At 68.3% G+C, this 10,672-nt stretch carries 9 protein-coding genes; 4 read left to right on the top strand and 5 right to left on the bottom strand.

Annotation, left to right across the window (positions count from 1 at the left end; translation table 11 throughout):
* The first annotated feature begins 178 nt into the window (after window positions 1-178).
* Window positions 179-385 (top strand): hypothetical protein, encoded by a 207-nt coding sequence (locus tag FV223_RS11100; protein ID WP_147727098.1) that lies wholly within the window; start codon window positions 179-181, stop codon window positions 383-385.
* A 172-nt stretch (window positions 386-557) separates the two neighbouring features.
* Here FV223_RS11100 and FV223_RS11095 read toward each other — a convergent pair whose 3' ends face one another.
* Window positions 558-1,136, bottom strand: coding sequence for a TetR/AcrR family transcriptional regulator (locus tag FV223_RS11095; RefSeq protein WP_187274772.1), 579 nt, complete (start codon window positions 1,134-1,136; stop codon window positions 558-560).
* A 55-nt stretch (window positions 1,137-1,191) separates the two neighbouring features.
* Window positions 1,192-1,683: a hypothetical protein gene (locus tag FV223_RS30295; RefSeq protein WP_187276116.1), complete on the bottom strand. Its 492-nt coding sequence runs from the start codon at window positions 1,681-1,683 to the stop codon at window positions 1,192-1,194.
* Window positions 1,684-1,824: 141 nt separating this feature from the next.
* Between FV223_RS30295 and FV223_RS11090 the strand changes: the two genes are divergently transcribed.
* From FV223_RS11090 to FV223_RS11080, 3 genes are read left to right on the top strand one after another with little or no spacing between them, the layout of a single operon-like run.
* On the top strand, window positions 1,825-2,826 hold the full coding sequence (locus tag FV223_RS11090; protein WP_147727100.1) for an HlyD family secretion protein: 1,002 nt from the start codon (window positions 1,825-1,827) through the stop codon (window positions 2,824-2,826).
* Window positions 2,823-4,388: a DHA2 family efflux MFS transporter permease subunit gene (locus FV223_RS11085; protein ID WP_147727096.1), complete on the top strand. Its 1,566-nt coding sequence runs from the start codon at window positions 2,823-2,825 to the stop codon at window positions 4,386-4,388. The genes FV223_RS11090 and FV223_RS11085 overlap by 4 nt, the downstream gene beginning before the upstream one ends.
* Window position 4,389: 1 nt before the next feature.
* Window positions 4,390-6,033 carry an efflux transporter outer membrane subunit gene (locus FV223_RS11080; protein WP_246689665.1) on the top strand — a complete coding sequence of 548 codons (1,644 nt, stop codon included), beginning with the start codon at window positions 4,390-4,392 and terminating at the stop codon, window positions 6,031-6,033.
* A 35-nt stretch (window positions 6,034-6,068) separates the two neighbouring features.
* Here FV223_RS11080 and FV223_RS11075 read toward each other — a convergent pair whose 3' ends face one another.
* The 3 genes from FV223_RS11075 to FV223_RS11065 form a co-directional block, all read right to left on the bottom strand.
* Window positions 6,069-7,103, bottom strand: a complete 1,035-nt coding sequence (locus tag FV223_RS11075; RefSeq protein WP_147727095.1) for an HD domain-containing phosphohydrolase — start codon at window positions 7,101-7,103, stop codon at window positions 6,069-6,071.
* Between the two features lie 113 nt (window positions 7,104-7,216).
* Window positions 7,217-8,695 carry a PAS domain-containing methyl-accepting chemotaxis protein gene (locus FV223_RS11070; RefSeq protein WP_147727094.1) on the bottom strand — a complete coding sequence of 493 codons (1,479 nt, stop codon included), beginning with the start codon at window positions 8,693-8,695 and terminating at the stop codon, window positions 7,217-7,219.
* A 292-nt stretch (window positions 8,696-8,987) separates the two neighbouring features.
* Entirely contained in the window at window positions 8,988-9,989 is a 1,002-nt protein-coding gene (locus FV223_RS11065; RefSeq protein ID WP_147727093.1) for a helix-turn-helix domain-containing protein, read from the bottom strand.
* Between the last annotated feature and the right edge of the window lie 683 nt (window positions 9,990-10,672).

Below are 10,672 nucleotides of genomic sequence, written 5' to 3'. Positions count from 1 at the left end.
GCCCTGGGGCTCGGCGGCGCCTTCGCCGCCGTCGCGAGCGTCGTCAGCTTCCTCCGGCTCGCCGTCGCCCCCGAGGACACGGCGAGACCGGCGTGAGGCTGCGGGGCCGGACCTCGGCGCCGCGTTAACGCTTCATCAACCACGCGCCGGCCACGGTGTCCCGAGGAGAGACACCGCCATGAAGCGACGCCCCAGCCGCGACTTCGATGCCCTGAGCCAGGCGCAGATCGCCGCCGGCCGGACCGACACCCGCCGCGTGGATGCCGGCCGCCTGATGCCCGCCTCGGCGCCGAAGCGGATGGCGGACCTCCTCGACGCGATCCAGCACGTGACCGAGGCGGCGACGGGGGAGCGCAGCTTCCTCCACGTCCGGCCGCGCCCGTGACGCCGGCGCGCTTCTCCGGCACCCGCGCTCGTCCGGCGACGGTCTTGCGATGATCACGCTGGGCTTCGTGGTGATGCTCGCGGCCGCCCTCGGCCCGGCGGCGATCCTCGTCGCCGCCCCGGCGCGCCGTCGGTTCCTGCGCTGAGCGCGGGGCCTACGAAGCCGGCCCACGTCACGCTGCGGGGCGCGCCGCCTGATACACGGCGAGGAAGATGCGGACGGCCTCGTCCACGTGCCGTTCCATGTCGGCGCGGCTGCCGTCGTCCTTGTGGGGGATGAACAGGCACACCGGAACCACCTTCCCGATGATCAACCCGATGAACATGGTCGCGGCGAGCAACGGGTCGTCGCCGATGAACGCGCCGTCGAGCCGGGCCGCCTCGAGGTAGTCGGTCAGGTGCCGCTGCGTGCGGCCCGGCGCCATCGCGTAGAACGCCTCGCCGAGGGCCGGGTTGCGCTGGACCTCGGCGACGATGATGCGGGCGAGCGCCGTCATCTCGGGCATGATCATCGCGCCGTAGAGGTTCGTGCCGAAGGCCCGGAGCACCGCCGGGAGCGGGCCCTTGCTCCCGAGATCGGTCTCGATCCGCTGCCTGAGATCGCGCGTCCGGTTGCTCACGACCTCGATGAACAGGTCGTCCTTCGAGCCGAAATGGCGATAGAGCGTCTCGGTCGAGGCCCCGGCCTCGTTCGCCACCATCTTCATCGTGGTGTCCGAGAACCCGTGCTGAAGGAACACGCGCTCCGCCACAGCGGCGATCTCCTCGCGACGGCGCGATCCGCGCGGCACACGAATCCGAGAGCCATCAGCCGAACCGTTCGTTTCGCTTGACATCACCATCCAGATTGAGGGTAGAAACGAAACGTTCGGTTCGGATAACTCGCGGCACCGTACGGACGATCGCCCACGCCGTCTCGCTGAACGTGCGGTGGGACGAAAGGTTTGCATTCATTCCATGCGTGACGTCGATGCAAGCACCTCGTCCGGCCTGTCCAGGCCGTCGCGGAGTCGACGCGACCTGCTCGACGTCGGCTCGCCGCCCCGGCAGGGCGGGCCAGCCCGCGATGCCGACGACCGCCGTCGCCCCGCCCGCGATGCGTTGCGCGTCGTCCGGGATCGGCCCCGCGACGGCAGGGACGAGGAGCCGTACGCGGACGAGCGGGATCACGGAGATCCCCGTCGCAGCCGCGACGCGCGCGACCACCGCTCCGAGGGCTGGCAGGCCCGCGAGCGGCAAGGCGACGACGATCGGCACGGCGACGACGATCGGCAAGACCACGATGGGCGAGACGACCATCGGCAGGACGACGATGATCGGAAGGGCGGCGACGCGAAGGACCGGGACGACCGCGGCGGCAAGAAATCGGACGGGGACGACCAGGGAACCGACGAGCGCGCGCGCAGGAAGCGGCGGCCTTGGGTCATCGGGATCGCCGTGGTGGTCCTGCTGCTGCTCGCCGGGGGCGGCGTGACCTACTGGCTCGCGACCCGCGGGACGATCAGCACCGACGACGCCTACACCGACGGCAACATCGTCACGATCGCGCCGCAGGTGGCCGGGCAGGTGATCGCGCTCGAGGTGACGGACAACCAGTTCGTGCACAAGGGCGACACGCTGTTCCGCATCGACCAGCGCCAGTTCGTCTACAGCCGCGAGCAGGCCCAGGGCCAGTTCGCCGCGAGCAACGCCCAGATCGCCAGCCAGCGGCTCGGCGTCGAGATCGCCAAGAAGAACTTCCCCGCGGCCCTCCAGCTCGCGCAGGCGAACCTCGACTCGGCCAAGGCCAACCTCGCCCTGCAGCAGGCCAACTACGACCGGCAGAGGAGCCTGCCCAAGCTGGCCACGACGCAGCAGGAGGTCGAGACCAACGCGTCCAACTACCAGCAGGCCAAGGCGCAGGTCGAGCAGGCCCAGGCCCGCCTCGTCCAGGCGATGCCGGTCCAGCAGAACATCGGCCAGTCCGAGCAGCAGGTCGACCAGATCAAGGGCCAGGCCGAGCAGGCCAGGGCGCAGGTCGAGCAGGCCAACCTGAACATCGAATGGAGCGTGGTGCGGGCGCCGCAGGACGGCTGGGTGACGAAGCGCAACGTCAACGCCGGCGACTACCTCACCGCCGGCCAGCAGGTCATGTCGCTGGTCACCACCGACGTCTGGGTGACGGCCAACTACAAGGAGACCGAGCTCGACGGCATGCGGACCGGGCAGCGGGTGCGGATCGCGATCGACGCCTATCCCGACCTCGACCTGCAGGGGCACGTCGAGTCGATCCAGCGCGGGTCGGGCTCGAAATTCTCCGCCTTCCCGGCCGAGAACGCCACCGGCAACTTCATCAAGATCGTCCAGCGCGTGCCGGTGAAGATCGTGATCGATTCCGGCCTGAGGAAGGAGGAGCCGCTGCCGCTCGGCATCAGCGTGGTGCCGACGGTGATGCTGAAGTGAGCGGGGCCTCGGACGGCTGGAAACCCGCCCACAACCCCTGGCTCATCGCCATCGCGGTGACGCTGGCGGCGTTCATGGAAGTGCTCGACACCACCATCGTCAACGTGGCCCTGCCCTACATCGCGGGCTCGCTCGCCGCCTCGAACGACGAGGCGACCTACACGCTCACCGCCTACCTCGTCGCCAACGGCATCGTCCTCACGATCGCCGGCTGGCTCTCCGACACGATCGGCAGGAAGCGCTACTTCCTGATCTGCATCGGCATGTTCACGGTGGCCTCGTTCCTGTGCGGGCTGTCGCAGAGCCTCGGGCAGATCATCCTGTTCCGGCTGATGCAGGGCTTCTTCGGCGGCGGCCTGCAGCCGAGCCAGCAGGCGATCATCCTCGACACCTTCCCGCCGGCCAAGCGCGGGGCGGCCTTCGGGGTCACGGCGGTGGCGACGGTGGTCGCGCCCGTCCTCGGGCCGACACTCGGCGGCTACCTCGTCGAGCACGCGACCTGGCGCTGGATCTTCTTCATCAACGTGCCGGTCGGCATCCTCACGCTGTTCGTCAACGCCTACCTGGTCCAGGACCCGCCGGCCGCGGCCGAGAAGCGCGCGCGCGGGCTCGACTACGTCGGCCTGGCCCTGATCGTCGTCGGCATCGGCTGCATGCAGATCATGATCGACCGCGGCGAGGTCAACGCCTGGTTCAGCTCGTCCTTCATCCGGATCATGGCCGTCGTCGCCTTCCTCGGGATCTTCGGCGCCATCTGCTGGCTGCTGACGGCCAAGGCGCCGGTGGTCGACCTGATGGTGTTCCGGGACCGGAACTTCGCCGTCGGCTGCCTGCTCATCGGCGCGGTCGGCGCCCTGCTCTACGCGGGCTCGGTCCTGATCCCGCAATTCGCGCAGCAGGTGCTGGGCTACACCGCGCTCGATTCCGGCTTCATCCTGTCGCCGGGCGGCGTGGCGGTGATCGTGCTGATCCCGCTCGTCGGCCTGATGATGAAGGTCGTGCAGACCCGCTACCTGATCATGTTCGGGTTCGCCTTCATGGGCGCGGCGATGTTCTATTCGAGCCTGATCGCGCCCGACATCGACTTCCGGACCCTGGTCTGGATGCGCACGCTCCAGACGGCGGCGCTCGCCTTCCTGTTCGTGCCGATCTCCACCGTCGCCTACCTGACGCTGCCGCAGAAGTACCGCAGCGACGCGTCGGCGCTGTTCTCGATGTTCCGCAACGTGTTCGGCTCGGTCGGGATCTCGCTCTCGACCGCCGCGGTCACGGAGCGGACGCAGGCCGACCAAGCCCACCTCTCGACGTTCATGACGCCGCTGCGACAGGGCTACGCCACGCTGATCCAGGAGACCGAGCAGACGCTGCGCTCGCTCGGGCGTGCCGCCTCGGTGGTGCACCAGCAGGCCGTCGCGCAGACCTACCAGACCTACACGAAGCAGGCTCAGATCCTGGCCTACAGCAACGTGTACCAATACGTGGCGCTGCTGGCGTTCCTCGTCGTGCCGCTCTGCTTCCTGATATCGGCCCGGACCGCCAAGGCCGAGGGCGGAGGACACTGACATGACATCCCGCCGAATGTTCGAAGGCCGGTCCCGCGCGAAGGCCTCGGCTGCGCTGTCGGGCCGGGTCTCCCTCCTCGCGCTCGGCGCGATGCTCGGCCTGGCCGGCTGCACGGTCGGCCCCGACTTCTCCGTTCCGCCGACGCCGCTCGCCGACGCGAGCGACTACCTCGACACCGGCGTCCCGGCCCGGGCGGCACGGCGCCTGACGGCGCGCACCAGCCAGGCCGAGCCGGACATCGCCTGGTGGCAGGCCTTCCGCGATCCGATCCTGACCCGGCTCGAGGAGCGCGTGGCCGCGCAGAACCTCGACGTGAAGACCGCGACCGCGCGCCTGTTCGAGAGCCGGGCCCAGCTCACCACCGCGAACGCCGCGACGCTGCCGACGATCGGCGGCACCGGCAACGCCTACCGCATGCAGTACAGCCAGAACGGGACGATCGGCCTCCTGTCCGGCTCCCTCGGCGGCCTGACCGGCGGCGGGGCGGGGGGCGCTAACCCGACCGCACCGCTGACCAACGGGTTCGAGAGCTACACCCTCGGGCTCGACGCATCGTGGGAGCTCGATCTCTGGGGCCGGGTCCGCCGCTCGGTCGAGGCCGCGGAGGCCCAGGCCGACGCGTCCGCGGATCAGCGCCGCGACATCCTGGTCTCGAGCCAGTCCGACCTCGCCCGCAACTACGTGCAGCTGCGCGGCATCCAGGAGCAGATGCGGATCAACCTCGCCAACATCCGCGTCAACGAGCAGATCCTCGACGTGGTGCGGGTGCGCCAGCAGAAGGGCCTCGTCACCGGCCTCGACATCGCCAGCGCGGCGCAGCAGGTCGAGGCGATCAAGGCGCAGCTGCCCGGGCTGCAGCAGCAGGAGATCCAGCAGATCAACGCGATCTCGCTCCTGCTCGGCGAGGCGCCGCTCGCCCTGTCGCAGGAGCTGGTCACCGCCCGGGCGATCCCGCCGGTGCCGCCGCGGGTGCCGGTCGGCATCCCGTCGACCCTCGTCCTGCGCCGTCCCGACATCCGAGCCGCGGAAGCCAACCTGCACGCCGCCGTGGCCGAGATCGGGGTCGCCGAGGCGCAGTTCTTCCCGACCGTGACCTTGAGCGCCAGCCCGACCGGCAACGCGGTCGATCCCGGCAAGATCTTCCGGGTGTCGTCGCTGCAGTACATGAACGTCGGCCCGTCGATCTCGATTCCGCTCTTCGACGGCGGCCGGCTCAAGGCGAACCTCGTGCTCCAGCGCGCCCGGCAGCAGGAGGCGGCGATCGCCTACCAGAAGGCCGTGCTCCAGGGCTGGCACGACATCGTCAACGCGCTCGCCGCGTTGCGCGCCGACGAGGGCCGGCGGGCGCGCCTGTCCAGGCAGGTCGGCGATGCGCGCCAGGCGCTGTCGCTGTCGCGGTCGCGCTACGAGCAGGGCGTCGACACCTTCACCACGGTCCTGCAGGCGTCGCAGACCGTGCTCCAGGCGGAGGTCAACCTGGCTCAGGCCACCGCCACGATCTCGACCGACTTCGTCTCCCTGTCGCGGGCGCTCGGCGGCGGGTGGGAGACGACGTTCCCGAGCGGCCGGACGCCGCCCCTGTCCCTGGCGAAGGTCGGCGTCCCGCTCGCCGACCTCGTCCACGACGCGCCCGCCGCACATTGAGCGGCGGCGCGCCGAGCGCGCGCGCGGCGTCGGCGTCAGAACGCGTTCGCGACCGGCCTGAAGGCGCGGACGAGGTCGGTGTCGAGCCGTCCGCCCATCCCGACCAGGATGTCGTAGGCCTTCGCGTTCGGCATCGGCGCGCGATAGGGGCGGCGCTCGATCAGCGCGCCGAAGATGTCGCAGATCGTGACGAGGCGGACGAGATCTGGGATCGCGCGGCCGGCGAGCCCGTCGGGATAGCCCGAGCCGTCGAGCATCTCGTGATGCGAGCGCACGACCGCGAGCAGGGTGTCGTCGAACCCGCGCCCCACCAGCATGGCGTATCCCAGCGCGGCGTGGGTGCGCATCACGGCCATCTCCCCGTCGTCGAGCCTGCCCGGCTTGTTCAGGATGGCGGGGTCGATCTCCATCTTGCCGACGTCGTGCAGCAGGGCCGCCTTGACGAGGTGATGGCGGTCGGCCGCTTTCAGGCCGAGGATGCCGCCGAAGGCCGCCGACAGCCCGGCCACGAGCATGCAGTGCCGGTGGGTGGCGTCGTCGAAGCGCCGGACGGCGCGCACCCAGGAGCGGATGTCGACCTCCTCCACCGCGCTCGCCACGAGCTTCGTTCCGGCCTCGATCTCGGCCGGCGTGACCGAGCGGCCGGGCACGAAGGTCTTGCGCAGGAACTGCTCGGCCATCTCGCCGTAGCGTTGCATCGCCGCCGGTATCGGCGCCGCCCGCTCCAGCAGGCCCGTCAGGGTATCGACCAGGGCACCCGCGCCGGCGGCGGCGCTCAGCAGGCTGGAGGCGCCCAGGAGGTCGGCGTACGCGCGCGTGCGGCCGCCGTCGTCGTGCAGCAGGCAGACGTAGGGCACGTGCTGGCCGCGAACCCGCTCGAGCACCTGGCGCAGGCGCTGAAGCGCCTCGGAGGTCAGCGCCTTCACGTCGCTGACGATCAGTCGCGGCGGCCCCGGATACGGCTTGTCGTCGTAGAGGTCGTAGATGGTCGAGCCCTCGAAGTCTCGCAGGTCCCGGGCCAGCCGTGCCGTGCGGGCCGGGTCGTCGCTGATCAGAAGAAGCTCGGCCATGACGGCGGTCCATGTTGGATTTTCGTTGTCGCGCTCATCTTGGACAGATTACAGATAGACCTCCCTCATCATCTCGAGGTCTGGCGCCGGGAACGGCAGATCCATGCTCGAGATCATCCCAGTGCCCGCGACGCTTCGCGGACCTGCCGCGTCGCGTGATCCACCCGCTCGCTGGCCTGGGCGATCATGTCCATGCCCGACGCGATCACCGACACGCCGCGCGAGGCGGTCTGCATGCTGCCCGAGATCTCCTGCGTCACCGCGGACTGCTCCTCGACCGCCGCCGCGATCGCGTTCGACACGTCGTTGAGCGTCTGGATCGTGGTCTGGATCGAGGCGATCGCGTCGACGGCATCGCGGGTGGCGTTCTGCGTCGCGACGATCTGGCCCCGGATCTGATCCGTGGCCTTGCCGGTCTGCTCGGCCAGCGCCTTCACTTCGGCCGCGACCACGGCGAAGCCCTTGCCCGCCGCCCCGGCGCGCGCCGCCTCGATCGTGGCGTTCAGCGCGAGCAGGTTGGTCTGGGCGGCGATGCCCTGGATTAGCGCGACGACGTCGCCGATCTGGGCGGCCTGGCTGCTCAGGCCGGCGACGATGTTGCCCGTGCGCTCGGTCTGGTGGACGGCCTGGCCGGCGATCTGGGCGGCGTGGCTGACCTGCTGGCTGATCTCGCCGACCGAGGCCGAGAGCTCCTCCGCGCCCGAGGCCACGCTCTGGATGTCGCCGGAAACGCGCGCCACCGTGGTGGCGGCCTCCGAGGTCTGGCGCATGACGTCCTCGGTCGCCGCGCCGATCGCATCGAGATCCGTGCCGATCGCCCGCTGCGCTTCGACGCGGCGCTGCCGCTCGCGCACCTGCTCGGTGATGTCGGTCGCGAACTTGACGACCTTGACCGTGCGCCCCTCCGCATCGGTGACGGGGTTGTAGGTCGCCTGGATCCAGACCTCGCGTCCGCCCTTGCCGATCCGAAGGTACTCGGCGGACTGGTATTCCCCGCGGGCGAGCGCCTTCCAGAACTCCTGGTAGGCGGCCGTGGCGCGATCCGCCTCGGTGACGAACATGCTGTGGTGCTGGCCCTTCACCTCGTCGAGCCGGTAGCCGACGGCATCGAGGAAGTTCGCGTTGGCGGTGAGGATCGTGCCGTCGGGCTCGAAGGCGATCACGGCCTGCGACCGGTGCAGGGCGGCGATCTGACCCTCGAGCTCCAGCGCTTCCTGCTTGTGGGCGGTGACGTCGGTCGCGAACTTCACGATCCTGACGGTCTTGCCGGCGCGGTCGAGCACGGGGTTGTAGGAGGCCTGGACCCAGACCTCGCGGCCTCCCTTGGCGATGCGCCTGAAGGCGGCCTGTTGCGACTTGCCCTGCGCCAGATCCGCCCAGAACTGCCGATACGCCTCGCTGGTCGCGTATGACGGCGGGACGAACAGGCTGTGATGCCGCCCCTGGATCTCGTCGAGGCCGTATCCCATCACCGCGAGGAAGTTGGCGTTGGCGGTGAGGATCTTGCCGCCGGGGTCGAACTCGATCACGGCCTGCGATTTGTCCAGCAGATCCGCCGCGATCGAGGCGCGATGATTTCGAAATGTCAACATGCCGTCCCCCCGTCCAATCATCGGCTTCCCAGCGTGCTCGTCCTTCGGGGCGAGAATTCGTACAGGCAGGCGATGAATTCCAGGCACAACCTAGACTATAAATAGTTAAGACCGGCTTATACTCCTGTCAGAATTGACGTCGACATGACGATCCGCCGAGGAGATCACGTTTATGATACTACGCATCGCAAAATTGATACTTTCCTCGACTTTCCATACCTCTGGTTGAACATTGGGTGATCCTGGGTTCCACCGCGGCATCACCGCCTCGCCCGCGATGGGATGTCGGTGGTCAGGGGCGACCGGATGCCTCGCGACGGGTCTGGGTCGGTGCACACCCGTACATGCGGCGATAGCGCTGTCCGAAATCGCTCATGTGGACGAAGCCCCACCGTCTTGCGATGTCTCCGACGGAGAGATTCATGTTCGAAGTCGCGACGAGATCTTCGTGGACGCGCATCAGGCGCTGCTGGATGATGTATTGGAACGGCGTCTGGTCGACCGACCGGCGGAAGTTGTCCTGCAACCCCCGGACGCTCAGCCCGGCGGCCGCGGCGATGTCGCTCAACGCCAGGGGCGTGGCGAGATACGTCTGAATGTAGTCCTTCGCGAGGCTCAGGCGCGACGGCCGGGCCTGCCGCCGGACGTCGGCGATCGCCTCCGCCCGCCTCGGCCAGGCCGAAAGCAGTTGATACCCCAGGATCTCCTGCATCAGCGCCAGGGTGTGATCGCCCGAAGGCTCGACCTCGAGACATCGGCGATAGATCTGCCGCATCGCGCAGTACAAGGCTCTGATGCCGGGCGCCCCCATGTCGGCGCCCCGGGCGAAGGGCGGGAAACCGGTCGCTTCGCCGCCGGTCAGAGCCGCGTTGATGGTCGTCAACGCCCGTTTCGAGATCGAGCAGCCGAACAGGTGGAACCCGTCCGACGATTGCGCATCGCTCAGATCCTGATGATCGGCGAGGATCGCGGTCGTCGGCGCCCCCATGGCACGACCGTCCTGGAAGACGTAATTCGTATGCCCGCCCAACGTGAAGTTGATGGTCACGATGTCGTAAGCGGATTTCGGCCTTCTGCTGTAGGGACCGACGGACCTCACGTCCCAGAAACTGAGCAGATCGCTCTGGCTGCCGACGAGCTCGATCTTGATCTCCGACGACCGCCCGATCTCGAACTGCACCGGGACCATGTCCCGATCGTTGAAATCCCGGACGTTCGTCGCGGAGCCGATCGACTCGGCTATGCGTCCCCTGGGTCGCCAGATCCCCGACCTCGAATTCGCCTTGCCCTTCATCGTGCCCTGTTCTTGCCCTGGCCTATCTCCCGACCGCACCGACGATCATTCCGCGAAGGACGTGAGGATCGGGATCTCCGAGCCGCGATCTCTTCGGCTGCATGCAACGCCCGTCGAAAGACCTGCGGCGGCCCCCGTCGCGAGGCGCTTCGAGGACACGGATCGAGCTGATCCAAGATCCCCGACGTTTCGATCCGCGACCCTCGGCGTATCCGCGCGAGGGGATGCCGAACGTTACTGAATCGTGCCACATCTCATGAAACAATCGTAAGTTGGTTGTAGCTTCCGACTTTTCTACCGTTGCAACGATCGACCTTTGTCTATGCGAAACGAGCTATCTGTTTTGCCCGAATCCCGCGACGATGGCAGGCATCACTTATCCGCGATCGTCGGAGCCGACGAATATCGTCGACGATCGGTTGAATAGCTTCGTGATGCGGTACTCAGAATAGCATCATATTCTGATATAGAATTTCAATTTAGAAAATATAGATAATACAAAAAAGTATGTCTAGGCAATTGTCTCTGCCGAGATCGTCCGTGACGCGCACTTCCGCAGGTCGGGGGAACGTCATCGGCGAGACGCGATGTTTCGTCGGCGCGCTGCTGCTGAATGGGGGCGCTCGTTCGCCGCGCGATGGACCCGGCCGGGGCTTGAGGGCCGGCGGCGCCGCGCGCTGCGG

It is taken from the genome of Methylobacterium sp. WL116, assembly GCF_008039455.1.
Lineage (GTDB): Bacteria > Pseudomonadota > Alphaproteobacteria > Rhizobiales > Beijerinckiaceae > Methylobacterium.
Note: the sequence above shows the minus strand (reverse complement) of the source record. Positions and strands in the feature narration are given on the sequence as shown.

What these genes read in the sequence shown, in the direction of transcription:
- FV223_RS11065 (WP_147727093.1), bottom strand. Translation starts at nt 9,989, where the DNA reads ATGAAGGGCAAGGCGAATTCGAGGTCGGGGATCTGGCGACCCAGGGGA.
- FV223_RS11100 (WP_147727098.1), top strand. Translation starts at nt 179, where the DNA reads ATGAAGCGACGCCCCAGCCGCGACTTCGATGCCCTGAGCCAGGCGCAG.
- FV223_RS11080 (WP_246689665.1), top strand. Translation starts at nt 4,390, where the DNA reads ATGACATCCCGCCGAATGTTCGAAGGCCGGTCCCGCGCGAAGGCCTCG.
- FV223_RS11070 (WP_147727094.1), bottom strand. Translation starts at nt 8,695, where the DNA reads ATGTTGACATTTCGAAATCATCGCGCCTCGATCGCGGCGGATCTGCTG.
- FV223_RS30295 (WP_187276116.1), bottom strand. Translation starts at nt 1,683, where the DNA reads ATGGTCGTCTCGCCCATCGTGGTCTTGCCGATCGTCGTCGCCGTGCCG.
- FV223_RS11075 (WP_147727095.1), bottom strand. Translation starts at nt 7,103, where the DNA reads ATGGCCGAGCTTCTTCTGATCAGCGACGACCCGGCCCGCACGGCACGG.